Source organism: Streptomyces sp., assembly GCF_036566765.1.
In the GTDB taxonomy this organism is placed as follows: Bacteria; Actinomycetota; Actinomycetes; order Streptomycetales; family Streptomycetaceae; genus Streptomyces.
Map to the genome: position 1 here is coordinate 27,359 of NZ_DATCVQ010000317.1, position 17,021 is coordinate 44,379.

General features: G+C 68.9%; 31 protein-coding genes. 7 read left to right on the plus strand and 24 right to left on the minus strand.

Going from position 1 to position 17,021, the window contains the following annotated elements; translation table 11 throughout:
• Positions 1 to 105 precede the first annotated feature (105 nt).
• The 21 genes from VIU94_RS18565 to VIU94_RS18660 form a co-directional block, all read right to left on the minus strand.
• Positions 106 to 339, minus strand: coding sequence for a helix-turn-helix domain-containing protein (locus tag VIU94_RS18565; protein WP_331912908.1), 234 nt, complete (start codon positions 337 to 339; stop codon positions 106 to 108).
• Positions 336 to 641, minus strand: a complete 306-nt coding sequence (locus tag VIU94_RS18570; RefSeq protein WP_331912910.1) for a zinc finger domain-containing protein — start codon at positions 639 to 641, stop codon at positions 336 to 338. Before VIU94_RS18570 ends, VIU94_RS18565 begins: the two co-directional genes overlap by 4 nt.
• Positions 638 to 958, minus strand: coding sequence for a hypothetical protein (locus VIU94_RS18575; protein WP_331912912.1), 321 nt, complete (start codon positions 956 to 958; stop codon positions 638 to 640). The genes VIU94_RS18570 and VIU94_RS18575 overlap by 4 nt, the downstream gene beginning before the upstream one ends.
• Positions 955 to 1,713: a zinc finger domain-containing protein gene (locus VIU94_RS18580; RefSeq protein ID WP_331912914.1), complete on the minus strand. Its 759-nt coding sequence runs from the start codon at positions 1,711 to 1,713 to the stop codon at positions 955 to 957. The genes VIU94_RS18575 and VIU94_RS18580 overlap by 4 nt, the downstream gene beginning before the upstream one ends.
• A complete protein-coding gene (locus VIU94_RS18585; RefSeq protein WP_331912916.1) occupies positions 1,710 to 2,636 on the minus strand; it encodes a hypothetical protein in 927 nt (308 codons plus the stop codon). The genes VIU94_RS18580 and VIU94_RS18585 overlap by 4 nt, the downstream gene beginning before the upstream one ends.
• 75 nt (positions 2,637 to 2,711) lie before the next feature.
• Positions 2,712 to 3,143, minus strand: a complete 432-nt coding sequence (locus VIU94_RS18590) for a hypothetical protein (protein WP_331912918.1) — start codon at positions 3,141 to 3,143, stop codon at positions 2,712 to 2,714.
• Positions 3,140 to 3,964, minus strand: coding sequence for a hypothetical protein (locus VIU94_RS18595; RefSeq protein ID WP_331912920.1), 825 nt, complete (start codon positions 3,962 to 3,964; stop codon positions 3,140 to 3,142). Before VIU94_RS18595 ends, VIU94_RS18590 begins: the two co-directional genes overlap by 4 nt.
• Complete coding sequence (locus VIU94_RS18600) at positions 3,964 to 4,209, minus strand: hypothetical protein (protein WP_331912922.1); 246 nt, start codon at positions 4,207 to 4,209, stop codon at positions 3,964 to 3,966. The genes VIU94_RS18595 and VIU94_RS18600 overlap by 1 nt, the downstream gene beginning before the upstream one ends.
• Complete coding sequence (locus tag VIU94_RS18605; RefSeq protein ID WP_331912924.1) at positions 4,206 to 5,231, minus strand: hypothetical protein; 1,026 nt, start codon at positions 5,229 to 5,231, stop codon at positions 4,206 to 4,208. Before VIU94_RS18605 ends, VIU94_RS18600 begins: the two co-directional genes overlap by 4 nt.
• Positions 5,228 to 5,566 (minus strand): hypothetical protein, encoded by a 339-nt coding sequence (locus VIU94_RS18610; RefSeq protein WP_331912925.1) that lies wholly within the window; start codon positions 5,564 to 5,566, stop codon positions 5,228 to 5,230. Before VIU94_RS18610 ends, VIU94_RS18605 begins: the two co-directional genes overlap by 4 nt.
• Before the next feature lie 78 nt (positions 5,567 to 5,644).
• Positions 5,645 to 6,448 carry a phage-derived integrase/recombinase RecT gene (recT, locus tag VIU94_RS18615; protein WP_331912927.1) on the minus strand — a complete coding sequence of 268 codons (804 nt, stop codon included), beginning with the start codon at positions 6,446 to 6,448 and terminating at the stop codon, positions 5,645 to 5,647.
• Entirely contained in the window at positions 6,445 to 7,458 is a 1,014-nt protein-coding gene (locus tag VIU94_RS18620) for a YqaJ viral recombinase family nuclease (protein WP_331912929.1), read from the minus strand. The genes recT and VIU94_RS18620 overlap by 4 nt, the downstream gene beginning before the upstream one ends.
• A gap of 120 nt (positions 7,459 to 7,578) precedes the next feature.
• Entirely contained in the window at positions 7,579 to 8,235 is a 657-nt protein-coding gene (locus VIU94_RS44740) for an HNH endonuclease signature motif containing protein (RefSeq protein ID WP_414720971.1), read from the minus strand.
• 108 nt (positions 8,236 to 8,343) lie between these two features.
• Positions 8,344 to 8,805, minus strand: a complete 462-nt coding sequence (locus VIU94_RS18625) for a hypothetical protein (RefSeq protein ID WP_331912931.1) — start codon at positions 8,803 to 8,805, stop codon at positions 8,344 to 8,346.
• Positions 8,802 to 9,254, minus strand: coding sequence for a hypothetical protein (locus VIU94_RS18630; RefSeq protein WP_331912933.1), 453 nt, complete (start codon positions 9,252 to 9,254; stop codon positions 8,802 to 8,804). The genes VIU94_RS18625 and VIU94_RS18630 overlap by 4 nt, the downstream gene beginning before the upstream one ends.
• A gap of 34 nt (positions 9,255 to 9,288) precedes the next feature.
• Positions 9,289 to 9,783 carry a hypothetical protein gene (locus VIU94_RS18635; RefSeq protein WP_331912935.1) on the minus strand — a complete coding sequence of 165 codons (495 nt, stop codon included), beginning with the start codon at positions 9,781 to 9,783 and terminating at the stop codon, positions 9,289 to 9,291.
• A complete protein-coding gene (locus tag VIU94_RS18640) occupies positions 9,780 to 10,025 on the minus strand; it encodes a hypothetical protein (RefSeq protein WP_331912937.1) in 246 nt (81 codons plus the stop codon). Before VIU94_RS18640 ends, VIU94_RS18635 begins: the two co-directional genes overlap by 4 nt.
• Positions 10,025 to 10,240, minus strand: a complete 216-nt coding sequence (locus VIU94_RS18645) for a hypothetical protein (RefSeq protein WP_331912939.1) — start codon at positions 10,238 to 10,240, stop codon at positions 10,025 to 10,027. The genes VIU94_RS18640 and VIU94_RS18645 overlap by 1 nt, the downstream gene beginning before the upstream one ends.
• The gene (locus VIU94_RS18650) at positions 10,237 to 10,458 is read right to left on the minus strand and encodes a hypothetical protein (protein ID WP_331912941.1); all 222 of its coding nucleotides are present in this window, start codon (positions 10,456 to 10,458) and stop codon (positions 10,237 to 10,239) included. The genes VIU94_RS18645 and VIU94_RS18650 overlap by 4 nt, the downstream gene beginning before the upstream one ends.
• Positions 10,455 to 10,775, minus strand: coding sequence for a hypothetical protein (locus tag VIU94_RS18655; RefSeq protein ID WP_331912943.1), 321 nt, complete (start codon positions 10,773 to 10,775; stop codon positions 10,455 to 10,457). Before VIU94_RS18655 ends, VIU94_RS18650 begins: the two co-directional genes overlap by 4 nt.
• Before the next feature lie 88 nt (positions 10,776 to 10,863).
• Positions 10,864 to 11,160: a helix-turn-helix transcriptional regulator gene (locus tag VIU94_RS18660; RefSeq protein WP_331912945.1), complete on the minus strand. Its 297-nt coding sequence runs from the start codon at positions 11,158 to 11,160 to the stop codon at positions 10,864 to 10,866.
• A gap of 529 nt (positions 11,161 to 11,689) precedes the next feature.
• On the opposite strand from VIU94_RS18660, the gene VIU94_RS18665 reads away from it, so the two are divergent.
• From VIU94_RS18665 to VIU94_RS18675, 3 genes are all read left to right on the plus strand, one after another.
• Positions 11,690 to 12,121 carry a hypothetical protein gene (locus tag VIU94_RS18665; protein ID WP_331912947.1) on the plus strand — a complete coding sequence of 144 codons (432 nt, stop codon included), beginning with the start codon at positions 11,690 to 11,692 and terminating at the stop codon, positions 12,119 to 12,121.
• A 154-nt stretch (positions 12,122 to 12,275) separates the two neighbouring features.
• Positions 12,276 to 12,731, plus strand: coding sequence for a hypothetical protein (locus tag VIU94_RS18670; RefSeq protein ID WP_331912949.1), 456 nt, complete (start codon positions 12,276 to 12,278; stop codon positions 12,729 to 12,731).
• Positions 12,732 to 12,744: 13 nt separating this feature from the next.
• Entirely contained in the window at positions 12,745 to 14,037 is a 1,293-nt protein-coding gene (locus VIU94_RS18675) for a tyrosine-type recombinase/integrase (protein WP_331912951.1), read from the plus strand.
• A gap of 321 nt (positions 14,038 to 14,358) precedes the next feature.
• On the opposite strand, the gene VIU94_RS18680 is transcribed toward VIU94_RS18675, so the two are convergent.
• Positions 14,359 to 14,595 (minus strand): hypothetical protein, encoded by a 237-nt coding sequence (locus VIU94_RS18680; RefSeq protein WP_331912953.1) that lies wholly within the window; start codon positions 14,593 to 14,595, stop codon positions 14,359 to 14,361.
• Between the two features lie 323 nt (positions 14,596 to 14,918).
• Between VIU94_RS18680 and VIU94_RS18685 the strand changes: the two genes are divergently transcribed.
• A complete protein-coding gene (locus VIU94_RS18685; RefSeq protein ID WP_331912955.1) occupies positions 14,919 to 15,155 on the plus strand; it encodes a helix-turn-helix domain-containing protein in 237 nt (78 codons plus the stop codon).
• Between the two features lie 270 nt (positions 15,156 to 15,425).
• Here VIU94_RS18685 and VIU94_RS18690 read toward each other — a convergent pair whose 3' ends face one another.
• Positions 15,426 to 15,596 (minus strand): hypothetical protein, encoded by a 171-nt coding sequence (locus VIU94_RS18690; protein WP_331912957.1) that lies wholly within the window; start codon positions 15,594 to 15,596, stop codon positions 15,426 to 15,428.
• Positions 15,597 to 15,921: 325 nt separating this feature from the next.
• Here VIU94_RS18690 and VIU94_RS18695 point away from each other — a divergent pair, with 325 nt between their 5' ends.
• The 3 genes from VIU94_RS18695 (at position 15,922) to VIU94_RS18705 (ending at position 16,655) form a co-directional block, all read left to right on the plus strand.
• On the plus strand, positions 15,922 to 16,164 hold the full coding sequence (locus tag VIU94_RS18695; protein WP_331912960.1) for a GntR family transcriptional regulator: 243 nt from the start codon (positions 15,922 to 15,924) through the stop codon (positions 16,162 to 16,164).
• 62 nt (positions 16,165 to 16,226) lie between these two features.
• Positions 16,227 to 16,406 carry a hypothetical protein gene (locus tag VIU94_RS18700; RefSeq protein ID WP_331912962.1) on the plus strand — a complete coding sequence of 60 codons (180 nt, stop codon included), beginning with the start codon at positions 16,227 to 16,229 and terminating at the stop codon, positions 16,404 to 16,406.
• 9 nt (positions 16,407 to 16,415) lie between these two features.
• The gene (locus VIU94_RS18705) at positions 16,416 to 16,655 is read left to right on the plus strand and encodes a hypothetical protein (RefSeq protein ID WP_331912964.1); all 240 of its coding nucleotides are present in this window, start codon (positions 16,416 to 16,418) and stop codon (positions 16,653 to 16,655) included.
• A gap of 140 nt (positions 16,656 to 16,795) precedes the next feature.
• Here the strand turns inward: VIU94_RS18705 and VIU94_RS18710 are convergent, their stop codons facing one another.
• Positions 16,796 to 17,008, minus strand: a complete 213-nt coding sequence (locus tag VIU94_RS18710; protein ID WP_331912965.1) for a hypothetical protein — start codon at positions 17,006 to 17,008, stop codon at positions 16,796 to 16,798.
• Between the last annotated feature and the right edge of the window lie 13 nt (positions 17,009 to 17,021).

Below are 17,021 nucleotides of genomic sequence, written 5' to 3' on the forward strand. Positions count from 1 at the left end.
CTGACACGGGGCCTTCGCGGGCTGCTAGGCCCGGAGACGGGCGCTGAGCCCCGTTCTCGGCCCGCTCCATGCCGGAGGCGACTGCCGCTGGCATCCACTCCGGCATCAGGCGGCCTGCCTGAATCCCTCGGAGCGCCACCGCCACACGGTGCGCGGGGTGACGCCGACGATGCGGGCGATCTCCTCACCAGGTACGGCCCGTTCGGTGAGTCCGCGGGCGACGAGGACGCGCTCGAGACGGGTGAGCCCTTCGACGGGCCGGGCTTCGCGGACGATCAGTTCGACGTCGTACTCGTCGGCGGTCTGCCACGTGGGGCGAATCTTGTGCCAGGCGCTCATGCGGCGGTGGCCTCGGCTTCCTGGTAGCGGCGGTTGTGGACGGTGGTGCGGGCGCGCCCTTCGTCGTGGCACGGCGTAGTCGGCTCGACCTGGCAGTCGGGGCAGCACGCCGTGGTCTGCGCCCATGCAGACACGCGCTGCGGGTGGGGCTGCGGCAACTGGCGGCCGGTCTTGCGCAGGACGCACGGTCGGTGGGCGTGGGCACCGCAGTGCGGGCAGGGCACGGAGCGGGCCGGGTGCTGGCTGGCGCGCATGAAGTGCCGCAGCGAGTCGGGCATCGGGGCGCTGGAGCGGATCGTCATCGGGTCTCCTCGGGGCAGTTGCCGCAGTCGCAGGGCTGGTCGGGGCGGTTGGTCTCGTTGCTGTAGTGGCGGGCCGCGGCCTGCCACACGTGGGCGGGGATCTGGCGTTCCGGCGGCGGGCCCGGCGGCGACGTCCCCGGCGGCCAGGCGCCAGGCTTGTGGCCGGGCGGCTTCAACACCGGCTTCGACTTGGGCTGTTCGCGGCGGGCGCGGCCGTTGGCGATCTGCTGCCGCATGAAGGCCTTGAGGTCGGCGCCGCCGTTCTCGGAGCGCATCGCCTTGATGTCGTCGACGTCCGGCTCGAAGTCCTCGCTCACGACGCGGCCTCCTCGTCGACGATCTCGGCGTCGGGGATGTCGGCTGCGGCGTCTTGGCGGGCGAGGTGGCGGGCGGACATGGCGCGGATCCGTTGTTCCTCGGCGGCCCTCTGGTCCGCGGACTGTTCCGCCTGGCCGGCGACGGCCCTGAGGCGGGCGCTGTGCGGCTTGAGACGCGGCTTGCCCATGGGCTGCTTGCTCGACGCGCCGGGCGTCTTGCACGGACGGCCTATCGCGGCCTGGCAGGCGGGGCACTCGATGCCGAGCGGGCCGGAGCGGCGCACGGTGTCGATCAGCCCGGCCGCCTCGTCGTCCTCGCCGTCGACGGTGCGGTTGCCTTCCCAGCCGCGGGCCTCGAGCTCGCGCATGAACTCGCGGGACGGGCCGCCCTCGAGAGCAAGCCGGCCGGTCGGCGCTGCGATGCGGCCGGAGGCGATGGCCTGCACCTGGCCCTTGTAGCGGGCGAGGTATTCGGCGGGGGTCTCGTCGGCGATGGGCTCGTACTGGAAGTTCTCGAGCCGGGCTGAGCGGATCTTGCTGCGGAGGGTGCGGACGTGGTGCGGCAGGATCCACAGCTTCGCGTTCGGGTCCTGCGGCGGGGTCGTGTAGTAGCTGGCCACGGCGGCTCGGGCGTCGTCGTCGAAGGGCACGTCGTGGAGGGCGGAGGCCCAGGCGATTGCGGCGGCCTCGGAGGGCTGCCGGTTGTCGAACGCCGAGCAGTGGCCGAGTAGCGCGGCGGCTTCCTTCCTGTTCATGCGGAGTCCTCGTCTTCGAATTTGGCGGCGATGGCTGCCCAGCCGGCGACCTTGGCGTCGGTGCCGGTGAGGGTCTGGCCGGAGGGCAGCTGGATGACGTTGCCGGGGCGCTGCTGGCGTTGGGCTGCGCGCTGGGCGTCGTCGCGGATCCACTTCTGCCAGGCGTCGGGCCAGCTCTTGCGGCGGGCGCCTGTGGATCGGTAGTGGCTGACGAACTGGGCGGTGGCGTGATCGACGTCGAGGCCGGGGTACGTCGCGTGGACCCAGCGGCGCATGGAGTCGGTCAACTGGAAGCCGTCGACCTCGATGGGGGTCGGCGCGAGAGCGCCGTTCGCTGCAGCACTACTACGTGTAGAACTCCCATCTACATCAGCCATAGATAGGGGTTCGGGTACGGGTCGGGTCGGGGCACCGTTAGTAACGCCGTTACGGAACGCGTTGACCTGCGACTCTTCTTCGACTTCGTGACGCGTTTCGTGCGCGTTCGTGTCGCCGTCGTGTCGCCGTCGTGCTGCCGTCGTGTCGCCGTCGTGCATTTCGCCATCTCGCGTAACGCCGTTACTGCTGCCGTTACGGGCACCGTTGTTGGGCGGTGTCGGCTTGCCGCGGCGACGCTGGCGGAAGGCGTCCTGCCGAGCAGCGTTCTTCTTCCGCTCTGCGATCACCTGCTCGCGGGACGGGTTGTAGTTGAGGTAGTCGTGGATCGCCCACCCGTCGTCGACGCGGTCCCACACGCCGGCGTCCTCGAGCTGCTGAGCTGTTGCCTTCAGGCTGCGCACGTGCGCAACGAACGGGAGCTCGCGCTCACGGATGTGCCCGTCGGTGAGGTTCTCCGCGCACCAGCAGATGGCGGAGACATGCAGCCGGAAGGCGCGATCGGACAGCAGCGCGACCTTGCGGTGCGAGGGGAAGCGATCGTCCAAGCGGACCCAGGGCATGGGAACTTCTCTCTGACTGGCAGTACGGATAAGGCAGTTGCGGTGGCGGTTAGCCGGAGGTCACGCGGCTGGCTTCTGGCTGCCGGTGAGCCGGTATCGGCGGTCGGCGGCAGCGTTGGCGGCCCGGCAGGCGTCGCACGGCTTCTCGCCGTTCTTGAGGTGCCGGCGGTACATGCGGGCCTCGCCGCACTTCGGCTCGGTGGGCAGGCTGTACACGCGTGGCGCGGACGAACGGCCGGGCTTCCAGCCGTTCCTCTTCCAGCCCTCGACGGTGCTGCGGTCGGAGCCGATGCGCTTCCCGATGGCGGTGAAGTCGAAGCCGCGGGCGTCGAGGATCCGTGCCGCGTACCGCTTCTCATCGGCGGTGAGCTTCACCGGCTCGCCGTTGAGCGCCTTCTCGATGGCGATGAGGTCGAGGTCGCCGTCGTAGGTGGCGGTGGTGGAGGCGTAGAGGCGCTCTCGCTGGCCGGCGCCGATACGGTGCCCGTTCATGCGGCTACCTGCTTACGGTCGCGCTTCTGGCCGGTGCGCCAGTCCTGCACGATCTGCCGGACGGTGGAGATGGAGACCTCGCCGTTGAGCCGGGCGAGGATCTGCTCGGGGGTGTCGCCGTGCCAGGCGAAGTGGATGATCTCTTCGCGGCGGAGGGCGGCCCGCTCGTGGAAGTTGAGGACCCGGTCCGCCGTGCTGGGGTCGAAGCCGGGGTCGTCGAGGTCGCCCAGGTCTTCCCACCACTGCGGGTCTCGCCAGCCGAACCGCGCGGCCCGCTGCTCGCTGAGCTCGGAGGGGCCCGGCGTGATGCTCCAGTCGGCATACAGGGTCTTCATGGCGCTGGCCGTTGCCGACAGCACGCGGGCATGGCGCTCGTGCAGGATCCGGCTCATGTGGTCGGGGTGGAGGTTGAGGGCTGCCGCCATGGATTCGACGGTGTAGCGGTGTCGGTGGAGGGCTTGGGCGCGTCGCCGTGTGCCGGTGGCATCGACGTAGGTGGCCGCGCCCATGCGCTCGGGCCGGGCGGGGATCTTGTCGAGTCGAGCGGCGGTGACTGGCCCCAGTCGCTCGACGCCGTGGAGCAGGTGGTGGAAGACGGTTTCGCAGCATCCGGAGAGGGCGGCCATTTCGCCTTGACTCCAGCCAGCTGCGGCATAGCGACGCGCGATGGCGGCATAGGGTGCGGCGTCGACGCGGCGTCGCCCTGTTGCGTAGCGCGTCACCCGGTACTGCTTGCAGTAGCGCTTGTTGGCTTCAACGCATCCGGCCTCGCGGCAGCCGCGGAGATAGCAGGCTCGGCTCGGCTCATGGGTTGCGGTCATCACGACTGCTCCTTCCGGGTCTGGTCGATGGCGGCGCGGAGCCGGTCGAGGCCGGCGGGCCCGTAGTAGGCGAGGTATGCGTCGAGGAGCCGGTCGTCGTCGGTGCCGGGCCGGGTCTCGATGCGGGGCGGGTCGGTGTGGAGGATCGCGGCGATGACCTGGTGGGCGCGGCTGACGCGGAGGGCGATGAAGATCGCGCCGCTGATGACGGTCAGGACCGCGGCGACCATCCAGTTCGGGTTCATGCGGCGGCCTCCTCGTCCGTCACGGGGGCGCCAGATCGGCAGGCCCACGGGGAGCAGCCGTCGGGGTCTCCGTTCTCGGCGAGTTGGGCGTCGTACACCGCGTCGAAGAAGTCGTCCTGCTTCCACTCGCTCGGGCGGACGCGGTCGATCGGCGCCTCGTCCAGCGGCAGGCGGGAGATGTGCAGGAACCTCTCGTGTCGCATGCCGGGCCCGCGCCGGTACGCCTTGTCGAAGGCGACCGCGTCGGCCCAAGACTCGGGGTCGGTGTCCCGCATGCGTCGCCACTCGGCGTTGCCGTGGAACGGGCAGCCGATGCATGCCGACTTGGCGACCGACGTCCACCCGTGATGCTCGAGATACGCGTCGCACTGGGTGCGCGACATGTTCAGTTCGAGCAGCGGGTGCCGGGACTTGCTGTATCGGGTGTCGCCGCGATCTGAGACTCGGCCGATCTCGTCGGTGGAGAACCCGATCCACTGCTCGGCGTACACGCCCGCCGGGGGCTGGCCGACGCGGACGAGGGTGCCGGTGCCGTCACATACGGAGCATGGGCCCGACGTGTGGTCGTCGCGCTTGGCTCGCCAGGGCGCAACGCGCTGGCCGCTCCCTTCGCAGTATCGGCACGGCGTCGGGTCCGAGGTCTGGGCGCCGAGCAGGAGGCGGGCCTGCCGCAGGATCGGGGTGAGCTTGTACGTCTGGGTGCAGCGTCGGTTCAGCATGCCGTCCTCGCCCGTGAGCGGGTCACGGGTGTGAGCGGGCAGGGAGCGCTGCTTGTCCGGGTCGAGGACATCGTCCTGAATCCGGCCGGCGGACACGCGGTAGATCGGGATGCCGGCCGGCTGGGCGACCTCACGGTCGAGTCGGTCGAGGTGCTCGTACACGGCGCGGGGTTCCCAGCCGGTGTCGGAGAAGATCGCGCCGTCGAGCTTCGGCAGCTTCCCTTCGGCGGCCAACATCAGCAGCGTCGTGGACTGCACGCCAGCACCGAGGGAGAGGAGGCGGAGAGTCGGCTCGGTGCTCATGCCGCGGCCTCCGTCTGGTCCGCGGCGGTACGGCGCCGGTAGATGGCTATGCGGTGGCCCTTGGTCGCCTTCGACGTCGACGGGACGTAAGCCCCGGTGCCGATCAGGTAGTTGTGGCTCATGCCGCGCAGCACGCCCGGCAGAACTCCGGCGGCGACGTTGGGCAGCTGACTGCGCAGGTCGTTGGCGGACACGGTGTCGTGGTCGCGCATCCAGATGAGGACGGCCTGAGCGACGACCTTGCGGTCCCAGCTGGAGGACTGGCGGACCAGCTGAGCGAGGGTCTTGTCGCGGACGTCTGCGGCGACCTGCTCGGCGAGAGTGAGGCGGGGCATGGCGTGCTCCCTTCCGGGTGTGGTGTTCTTGGGGTGGGCCGCCCCGATTCCCGCGGGGCGGCCCGTGGCGTGTGCGGGCTAGTCGGTGGTGCCGGCTTCGAGCTCGGGATGCTGCGGGGCGCCGGGGAACTCGGGCGTCACGTCGATTGCATCGGCCGTGAAGTCGGTGCGGACGGTGCCGTCGTGGGCCATGGCACGGGCCAACTGGGCGCTCTTCGGCAGGGCCTTGAAGTGGTTGCGCAGGACGGTCTTCTTGGCCTGCTCGTCGTAGTGGTCACGCCAGGCCGGGCTGTTCTTGGAGGGCATCTTCAGGCGCCGCTCCTCGATCTCCGCCGGGTACATGACCTTGAAGGTCCGTCCGCCGTTGATCAGGCGGGCGACGGAGTAGTAGGCGACCGCCTTGCCGCGCGGTCCGCTGGCGCAAGGCCGGTGGACGAGCCTCTCCTCGAGGCCTTCCTCGTGCTCGAAGTAGTCGTTCTCGCGGACGGTCTCGACCTTGATCGACGACGCCATCGGGTGCTGGTAGAAGAGCGTCACCATGCCCTGGTAGCCGAGCTGGAACTCGGCCAGGCCCTTGCGCGGGATGATGTACGCCTCCTGCGTCGGGGAGCCCGGTTCGAAGCCCAGCTGCGAGCAGGTCATGAGCGCGCCGAGGAAGGACTCGGTGGTGCACTCCGCGAGGTCCGGGTTCTTGCGGATCAGCGTGAGTGCGAGGCGGGCCATGCGGTCCGCGTCCATGTGCTTGGGCAGGGCGCGCTTCAGCTCAGGCTTCATGCGCTCGATCTGCTGCGCCATGGTCGGCTGCTGCTGATCGCCGTTCTGCTCGACCTGCCCGACGTTCTGGGCGCGGCGGGCGACGGCGTTGCTGGCGTTGCTGGTCACAGGTTCTCCAGGTGGATGCGCAGGGTGCGGTAGGTGGTGGGCTCGCCGCGGTACGACTCGAGGTCGATGTCCGGCCAGTCCTCGGCGAGCTCGGCGAAGTCGATGTGGCCCTGGCGGCTGTAGCGGGGCCACGAGTAGGCCTTCTCGCCGCGGATGTGGACCTCGACGGCGTCGCCGGCGATGGCCTTGAGCTGGTTCTCGGCGTCGAGGAGTGCGATCTCCCCGGCGGCGATCTGCTCCTTGGCGGTGGCCCGCTGGCGCAGGAGCGGCTCGACGGTGTCGGCGTCCGCGATGACCGAGACGGTGTCGGGGTTGGCGTGGAGCCGGTCGAGGAGCTGGCCGGTGGCGTGGCTGCCGTCGACGGGCGGCTGCGTTCCGTCCTGGACCCAGCCCCAGAACTCGCCGGCGATGGCCAGGAGGTGCTCGATCATCTGCTCGTCGCGGTCGAGGCGGTGGACGATGGTGCGCTGTCCGCCGATCAGGGCCGCGGAGTAGCCGAAGGACCAGCCGGTGACGGCCATCTGCCACTGCATCTGCACCTGGACGTCGACGGGGATCTCATCGAGCCAGTCGGCCAGGGCGTAGCTGGAGCGGGTCTTCAGCTCGACGACGCCGGGCTCGCCGTTCTCGAAGGTGACGCGGTCGAGGTTGACGAGCGCCCACGGCAGGTCGGTGCGGCGCAGGGTTCCCGGGTGGTCGAGGGCGGGGAGTCCGGTCTTCTTCGTGAATCGGCTGGCGACGAACGGCTCGAGGTCGTGGCCGTTCTCGGCGGCCTCCGACAGGACGGCGTCGTCGCGGCGCGGGATGTCCTTGCCGGTCTTGCGGAACCAGATCTCGAGAGGGCTGGTCCACCGGTTGAGGCCGCAGATCGCGGGAAGGTCGGAGCCGCCGAGGCCTGTCTTCCGGATGGCGTGCCAGTCGTCTTGGTCGGCGTCGGGTGCGAGGACGACGACTGCACCTGACGGGAAGACCAGTGGCGGCGAGTCTGTGGCGGTGCTGTTGATGCTCATGAGTCCTCGTTTCTGGGTGTGCTGAGGGAGAGCCGCCGCCCCGTCAGGGGGGGTGGTCGGGGCGGCGGCCCTGGTGCCGCGGAGCACAGGGGGGAGCGCTCGCGGCTGTTACGGGATTGGTCAGGCGGCCATGCGCTCGCGGGCACGGCGAGCTGCGTGGTACTCACGGATGCAGGCCCGGCAGCGGGGGCGGCGCATATCCGAAGTGGCGGAGCGCTTCTCCCACACGGTGTTCTCTTGCGTCACCTCGTGGCCCTTGCCGCATTCACCCCGCGGATCACCTGCCTGCCGGCGTCCGGAACGCTTCTCGCCCCAGTTCGCGTTCGGGCGCTGAACTGCACGCTTCGTGTTCTCGCCGCTCGACACAGGCTCCAGATGGAAGGGGTTCACGCAGCGGCGATGCAGGCAGGCTCGGCCTCCGGAGCAAGTGGCCGACCGGTTGTGACAGAGGTGATCGATGGTCAAGCCTGGAGGTATGGGCCCGACCATCAACTCGTAGGCGACGCGGTGGGCGCTGGCCTCGCGGCGGTTGCCGAGGGATACACCTCCGTACCCGTCACCTCGCACGCGGCCGGTAAAGAACACGCATCCGTCGGGACCCGGTGTAGTCCTCCCGAACACCTTGAGCAGTGGGTCAACGACGACAACTCGCGGCTGGACGCCCCGCTCTCGGGCGAGGGAGCGCCGATAGCAGGTTTCGCAGAGCCCTCGCTTCCAACGGGTGGTCTTCTCCTGGCGGCACTCTCCGCATGTCCCCTGTCGCGGCTTGCTCGGCATGACGTCCTCCGTGGGATGCTGGCAATCGATCCCCGGGCGTTACTGGCGTCCGGGGGTTTTCGTTTGGGCGCCGCCTCGCCGGCCGGTGGCATCCGGCGCGGCGGCGAGTCAGGCGGCGGGCGGGAGACCGGGGTCGGCGGATGCGCCCTTGGCGGAGATACGGATGACGGGGCTGAGGAGTCCGGCTGCGGCGGCCTCGCGCAGGGACCGGACGTCGATCGGCGCGGTGGCCTGGTCGGCGCCGTTGCTGGTGTCGCGTTCCATGGGCGGCACGGTGACCGCGTCCCGGTTCGCGAGCTCAGCGCGCAGGCGGGTGTTCTCGGCGGCGAGTTGGTCGCGCTCTTTGGTGCGATCGTCGACGTCGGCCTGCAACTGCACGACCAACTCCTCGGCGGCGGCCTGGTGGGCGCGGGCTTCGGTGAGGTCCCGTTCCAGCAGTGCGACGTGGTCCCCGGCCCGGTGCGTGATGGTCAGCAACCGGCGGTTCTCGTCGCGGAGTTGCTCGACCTTGTCGACGGCACGGCGGGAGCCGCTGCCGCGGAGGGCCGGTATGCGGTCGGTGATGCTCACGACGCCTCCCACGTGGCGATGGCGGCACGAAGGCTGTCGGCCTGGTCCCAGTCGCCGCAGGGCTCGGCGGGGAGGCCGGTCGGCTTCCAGGGGTTCGAAGTGCGGATCTGGCGGGCGGCGTTGGCGACGGCGAGCGGGTCGGCACACTGCGGCAACGTCGGGACGTAGTACGCCTCGCGCTCGCCGACCCCGTGGCCGTCGACGGGCATGGCCTGCCACGCTCCGGCGGGGTGGTCCCACAGCAGGGCCAGGCCGGATGTGTCGGTCTCGTCGTCGCCGAGCCAGGTGATGACGGCGCTGAGCATCGTGGTGCAGCCCGCATCGTCGCCAGTGGCGTAGGGGTCGGTCTCGGCGTCGGAGGTCCAGTAGCTGTCGGGTTCCAGCCCGGCCACGGTGAGCGCCTCGATGACGGCGGTGATGTACGGGTCGTGCGGAAGCGTGGCGGTCACGAGTCCCCTCCTTGGGGCGGGCAGGTGGTGGTGGTCACTGGTTCTCCCAGCCGCGGGCGACGTCGAGGGCCCGGCGCAGCGCCGACGCGAGCGGCAGGCGCTGCGCCTCCGGGAGCTGTACCGACTCCGTCACGTCGATCCATCGGCCGGCGTCGTGGTGCCCTTCGGTGACCGTGACGTGGAGGGTCGGGGTCGCGACGATCCGAGTCGGGTCGCCCCAGCCGGCCGCCTGCTCCCATCCGGCATGCCCTTCCAGGGCGGCGATCAGCGACGGCAGATTTGTCGTGGTGATGCCGGTCTCGGCGGCGCCCTTGGTGGCGGGCCCTGTGAGTCCGAAGTCGTACAGTCCCGACGCGTCGGGGCGGGTGACGCGGACCATCACCTCGGAGCAGCCGGGCTCTTCACGGAGGCCGGCGGGGATGACGGTGAGCGTCGTGCCGACGCTGTCCGTGTAGTCCCAGGGCTGGGGGGTGAGTTCGGCGATGACGCTGTTGAGGGCGTCCTGGAAGGTGGGTTCGTGGATGGTCACTGGTCCCCCTCGTTGTGGTTGCGGGGCTGGCCGCAGGTGCAGTCGGTGGTGTCGGTGTGGCCGTCGGCGCAGCGGCAGTCGGGCCGGCCGGGGCAGTCGTCGCAGCCGGTGACGGGACCGCGCTGGGCGAGGAGCTGGTGGACGCGGCGCCTGAGCCCGTCCCGCTCGGCCGCCAAGAGGACGTACTTCGCCCGCAGGTCGACGAGCTCGTTCTCCGCGGTGGTCTGGTCGAGGGCGGCCATCACGCGCCGCCCTCGGTGAGGAAGTCGGGCAGCTCGTACACGCCGTCGAGGATCGACTGGATGACGTCCGGGTCCGTGATCCACGCCGGGATCGTGGGCCGCTGGGTGACGCCGAGGCCGCTCAGGAGTCCGGGCAAGATCACCGGCTCGGCGGTGACCGGAGCGGACGGAAGGTCGGCGAGGTCGACGGCTGGCTCGGTGGCTATCGCGGTCACGAGGCCACCGCCTTCACGCGAGCGGCGTCGTTGAGCTTCTGGATGGCGGCGATGTGCTCGTCCCAGCCGGCCGGAGTCTCGACGGTCAGCGCCTCGGGGTGGAGCAGAAGCTCCGCGTCGAGGGCGTAGGCGATCCGGTCCGACGGGGAGTGGCTGTCGGCCGCGGCCTGGCGCAGCGTCAGAACGGCGATGTCGCGGGGCGCCAGCGGGGCGGTCATGAGGCACCGCCTTCGACGATGGCGCGGATGTCGGCGGCGTCCTGCTGCTCTCGGGCGGCACGGGTCTCGCGGTCGGCCAGCGTCGCCGCCCAGTACGTGTAGAAGAGGGCGTCCAGCGCCGCGTGCTTCTCGGAGGCCGGCAGCATGTCGAGGGCGGCGCGGCCGATGTCCTCGGGCGTGAAGCCCTCCGGGCAGACCTGGCTCAGCATCTCCTCGGCCTGGTTCCACACGGCCTGCCACGGGGACAGCACCGGGACACCGGAGGTGATGCGGTCGAACTCGTCGAGGGGTTCAGGGATCTGGGAAGATGAACTCACGGTTCACTCCTGATTCTTCTTCAGGGTTCTGGGGGTGGATCGAGGCCTCGGCTGCCGGTTGCGCCCGGTGGACGGGGCCGTTTGCCGTCTAAGCGGCGGCGCGGGTGGTGCGGCTGGCGAGGCGGGGCTCTGCGGGCCGGCTCTCTCGCTCGCGGCCCGGGTCGGGCGCCTGGGCGCCGCGGTACTGGGCTTCGAGGTAGGCGTCGAGGTCGGCGATGCGGAAAGCAATGAAGCGCCCGATGGGGTAGCCCTGCGGGCCCGGCTGCTTTCCGAGGAGCCGCCACTTGCGGAGTGTGCTGAGCGTGACGCCGATGTAAGGGGCGGCGTCTTCGATCCAGAGGCTGCCTTCGGGCGCCTTCTGCTTGGGTCCCTTTCGGTTGTGCACTGGTTACTCCTTGTCGGTGGGGGGATTCTCTGGAGACGGATCGTCCAGTTCTGGAGACGCCTTGGGCATGAAGAGAACCAGGAGGGCTACGCCGAGGGACTCCACGAGGGCGTGGGCGTCTGTGACGTCGGCCGTCTTCTGTCTGCCGGTGGCGAGTTTTTCGATCAGGCCGGATCCGCAGCCACTGGCTTCCGCCAGGCTGTCGTACCCATAGGGGGCGCCCCGACCAGGGTTTTTCATGACCCACTGAAATATTCGGGCGCTCTTAAGCGTGTACCTACGACTCAACGGATTCTCCGTGGTGCGGGGTGGCCTTGATGAGACGAGTTAAGCACAGCAGAGACGAATCGTCTACCAATCTGGACGATGGGCCGGTGGGTACCGGCAAAATTCTTGGCTAGATAGCATTGATCTGTAGACGATTCGTCTCTGTCAGGCGATGGTTGTACGGGCTGAGCTGCTATTTTTCCGACGCCCGCCCGCACACATAGAGACAGTGGGTGCTGAAGTGCCACGAGAGGATGAGGATATGAAGGCGCCGGCCACCAGCCCGGATCCCGGTGCGCCGGAGGCCCCCGCCATCGGCGCGCTCTCCCAGCTCATCCAGGAGGCGCTCGACAAGGGCGACTCCTACCAGCGCCTCGCCTCCCGAGCCATCGACCCCGAGACGGGCGAGACCGTCTCCAAGCCGTACCTGCAGCAGATCGTCAAGACGCCCCCCATCAACCCGCCGACTCTGCCGCGGATGGGCGCGATCGCCGCGGCCCTCGGCAAGCCTCTGGGGCGCATCAAGGAGGCCGTCGCTGAGCAGTGGCTGCAGTACGAGGCCACGGAACTCGCGGGCTACGACGAGGAGGTGCGCATCATCGTCGGCCACCTGGCGGGCAAGTCGAAGAGCGACCTGCTGCGTTGGCGGATGATGATCGAGGCGGACGAGCGCGCCCGGCGGCAGAGCGAGTAGCGCAGATCATCCAGCGCTGCAATGGGTTGACCGTAAAAGGCCACAAGTAGACATTCCTGCAACTGATTGTGATGGTCAATCACTAGTCGTACTCTTTCACAACCGTGCACTTCTGACCCCCCGGTCACAGGTGCACCGATCTGTGGGAGGGCACATGCTGCGCGTCGTGTACGAGGCCGCCGAGGATTTGAAGCCCGGCCAGTTGGTCGCCATCGGCGAGGACCGCGGGATCATCACCGTCCGCATCAGACGGACTGCCGACACTCCCACCTACACACGAGCTCTCAATGGAGAGCTCGAGAAGTTCCTCGCGACCTCTGAGTGGTTCCAGCTCCGGAAAGACAAGATCGTCTCTCCGCAGAGTACCGAGTGCCCCGTCCGCGTCGTGTACGTGCTCGACGACGACCTCGGCGCCGGCGAAGTCGTGGAGATCCGCGAGCACCTGGGCCTCGTCAAGATCAAGGTTCGGCCCGACGCCGACGTGGACCGTTTCGTGGCCGCCCTCAATCCCGCCATCAAGACGTTCCTCGATGCCGGACACTGGTTCCAGCACTGGCAGGGCGAGATAGTCGACATGACCTCGCCGGAAGGCCAGGCGGCCCAGGTCTGAGCAGGGAGCAGGGATGGCGGGGTACGTCGAGGACCGGTGGTACAAGAAGGGGCCAGTCGACCCCGAGACCGGCAAGGCGCCGCAGGTCGAGACTGACCTCTACAAGAAGTGCAAGAGGTATCGCGTCTGCGGAATCCCCGGCGTGCGGAAGCGGTCGTTTGAACGCAAGGCCGACGCCGACGCCTGGAAGGCAAAGGCGCAGGCCGATATCCTCCGGGGCGAGTTCGTTGACCACCGGGACGGCAACGTCACCCTGGCCCAGTACATCACCACCGACTACTGGCCCACCAAGACCGGCGACCCTGCCACTCTCCATACTGTCGAGACCCGGATCAACGTCCGGATCATCCCCTATCTCGGGGAGCTGCGCCTCAACGCGATCAAGGTGCCACAGCTCCGTAAATACCTGGCCGACATCAACGAACGGTACGCGGCAGCAACCGTCATCGAGGCATGGGGGACCTTGTCGTCCATCCTCCAAGCAGCCGTCGATGACGAGAAGATCGCCAAGAATCCCTGCCTGGCGAAGACGGTGCGGCCCCCGTCGAAGCCGGAACGCAAGGCCCGCGCCTGGAGCCGCGAGCGGGTCATGGCGGTGCGCGCGGGTCTCGACGACCGGTTCAGGGTGATGGTTGACCTCGGCGTCGGTGCCGGTCTACGACAGGGCGAGGTGCTAGGGCTCTCGGTCGAAGACGTGGAGGGGGACCTCATCCATGTCCGCCGCCAGGTCCGTGTCGTGCGCAACAGGCTGGTCTACTCGCTTCCCAAGGGCGGGAAGACGCGGACGGTTCCGCTGCCGAAGTACCTGGCGGAGCAGTTGGCCGAGCATGTTGAGCGGTTCCCGCCCCTGGAGGTGGAGCTGCCTTGGACCAATCCGGCCGCGCCGGAGAACGACAAGCAGGCAGCCGAGCGTGCCCCACAAAGGCACCGGCTTCTGATCACTGGCGAACGTCAGCAGGGTGCAATGCGCCGAGGCGTCTTCAACGAGGGGCCGTGGAAGCGCGCCCTCGTCGCAGCTGGGGTCATTCCGCCCCCGCCTCCGAGGCCGGCTCGCACGGCTGAGGACCGGGCCCGCAAGGCGCGAGGAAACACCAAGTACGCGGCAGCGCCAGATGACGGCTTCCATGCCCTTCGGCACACCTTCGCGTCTGTGCAGCTGGATGCTCGCGAGTCCGTCGTGGCAGTGTCGAAGTGGCTCGGGCACTCGGATCCGTCGATCACGCTCAAGATTTACGCGCACATGATGCCGGAGGCGGACGGGCGCGGAAGGGCTGCGATGGATGCCTGGTTCGCGGGAGACTCCTAAAAGATCTCCCTGGCCGCTCCCTGGCGGCAGAATTCTTGCACCAGGGAGCGGCGTTCACGCAGGTGGTTCTGTCAGCTGTTGGGGCGCAGCGTCCAGACGACGCTCATTTTGACGCCAGAGTTCGCTGACCAGCAGCAACAGCAATCACAGGACCCAGCAACCCCCTGAACAGTGAAGACGACGTGAGACGCGCTGAGACGAGTGGCGACGGGGTGGGGTCTCCGGGGCGCCCTGCACAACCCCTGGGCCAAGATCACCCCCTGAATCCCCCCTGGTTTCCAGCACCAGACGCACCCTTCACCAGGCGATTTCCCGTTGCGTCTACCCGAGCATCTCGCCGGCGCGGCCCGGGACGTAGGGGATTCTCGCCCCCTCGGCCGCAGCGCGGCGAGCTGCCTCCATGGCGAGGATGCAGGCGTGACAGGCGCGGATCTCTTCAGCCGGGCCAGAGAGGGGTTGGAGGGTCCTGATGACGGTCGTGTCTGTCGTCGTGCCTGGATGCCGGAAGCAGACGCCGTCGCCCCACTGGTAGAGATCGAGGATCTGCTGGCGGTTCATGTCAGGACTCCTGCCTGTTGACTGTGTGACTAATGGGGGGCGACGCGCTGATTCCCTTTCTGCCCCCGAAGAACCACAGGTCAGCGAATGTTCACCCTTTTGGGGGAACACGCGTTCGAATCTAGGACAGTACCCGTAGCCCTGCGGCATATGCCAGCACCGCAGGGCTCACACGTTGTGCAGTCGCAGTGCCACCCCTGTGAAGCGACCCCTACATCTGCTCTACGTGCCGGGGCGGGTCGTCCGTCGGCCGGATTTCAAGATCGCAGAATGCCCGGAATACCAGGCTGACTTATGATCATCTGGGCCAGAGCGTTTGTCGAGTGCACCACCTGCCCGCGGACGACGACTGGCTGCTCGAGCGGCGACGCCTCCTCGGCGACCGCATTCGCGCCGTCCGCCTGGACCGCAACCTCACCCAGGAGCAGGTGTTCCTCGCCGCCCACGTCGCCCGTGCGACCTACCAGGACGTTGAGGCCGGCGCCCGCGACGCCAGGATCTCGACACTGCTGCGCATCGCCCACGTCCTCGGCGTGCACATCACCGACCTCCTGAACTAGGCGCACGGTGGCAGGTATTGACACTGCCACTAATAGGCGCCCGCAGGAACGGTGCAGCGTGCAGCGAAACCTGCACTCTGATCGCACCCCGTGTGAAGGCCCGCCCGCCGCTGCCGTCTTGCCCCTGCGGCGGGCGGGAGTCTCAGCGCCGTGGCTTGGGCGGGCAGGTCTTGTGCAGGTGGACGGTGGCCGGCGCCCTCGAGGCGCCCGGCATCTCGACTGCCGTGTACTCCTGGCCCGGCTTGATGGCCTGGTCGCACTTCGCGCAGATCACTGGTCGCGCCCCTTCCAGATGTTCCACAGGGCGCGGCCCTGGTCGCAGAGCGGGTGCGCGTTACAGGCGGCGCAGTCGGCCGTGTGCTTGATCAGGTCGGCATAGGCGCGCTGCTGGCGGGCCGCCATGGAGGCGAGGATCCCGGCGATCGGAGTGTGCTCGGTCACGAGGCGGGCCCGAGGCCGTACTGGTGAGTGGGTGCCTGCGGGCAGTCGTAGAAGCCGGCGTCGGGATCGCTGGCGGAGAACGCGACACCGACCCGCAGGGGCGCATGGTCCGTACTGCCGCAGGGGCATACGAGAGGTTCTCGAGGCTCTTCGCTGGCGGCGGGCGGATCCGTAGGCTGTGTCATGGCGGCGCTCCACACAGTGTCGTCCACGCCCCCGAGCCGTCGACAGCGGCTGCGGGGGTCTTCTCTGCGGTTGGTCTACCGCGGTCTACCGCACTTTACTGCGGTCGCGCGGTAGACCGCAGCTACCTAGCGTCAACTACGTGAGCATTGATCTTGACCGGACGCGGCCGGTGTGGCGGCAGATCGCGGCGGTCGTCGTGGAGCGGATCGAGGACGGCACCTATCCGGCTGGTGCGCGGGTCCCGTCCGTGGTGGAGCTGTCGGCGGAGTTCGAGGTGGCCGCGTCGACGGCGCAGAAGGTGCTCGCGTATCTGAAGAGCGAGGGCTGGGTGCGTGCGGAAGTCGGGCTCGGAACGTTCGTCGAGGACCGCCCCGCCGACTGATCGGACTATGCCGTTTCCGCTGATCGCTGGGCCGTGTCAGACCCGGCATCTAAGCTTGATCCATGCCTCCCACTCCCCCGGCCTCGGGTCCAGCGCGGCCTGCCGCCGCGGTGAATGAGGAGATCCGCGCGCTCGTTCTGGAGTGTGGTGGCTGGCTGTACGGCGACACCCGGATCCGCTACGAGCAGCTCGTCGCCGAGTGGGCCGCCGCGGTGCGCGCCGGCATCGTCGAGGCCGCTTAAGATCCACTCGTGGCCGACATCCCCGATGACCTGATCAAGCTGGAACGTTCCGCCGAGGAAGAGCGCGCGAAGCTCGCCGGGCTCGACGGCGACGAGCACGCGGCACAGTGGCGCCGGTGGCGCGACGCGGCTGAGCGCTTCCAGGCGGCCGTCACGGCGCACGCCGAGGCGACGGGGCAGGCGCGGTATGAGGTCGAGATGGCAACGAAGAGGGTTGTACGGCACGGCGACGAAGACCCAGCGGAGTAGACCCGCCTCGTGGTTCTTCCTGCGGCCTGGCAGCAGTGCGCCCGCCCCTGCATCAAGGGGGCGGGCGTTGCGCTGCAGCCAGCAGACGCGGATATCGATGGGGCTCAGTTTAGAGGCGGGCGCTGACAACGCCGGGTGAGTCAGGCGTTCTCTGTGGGCCACTGCTGGAGAACTCGTTCTGTCCCGTCGTCGTCCTGCTCAGTGAGGACGATCCGCGCGTCCGATATGGCGCTGTAGCTGCCGACCCAGGAGATGAACTTGCGCTCCCCGGTCGCGCGGTTGGACCACCAGCCCTGCATCACGACGGCGCCGTCAGAGGTGAGGGTCAGGCGGTAGCGCTCCGGATCGTCCACACGAGCACTGTGT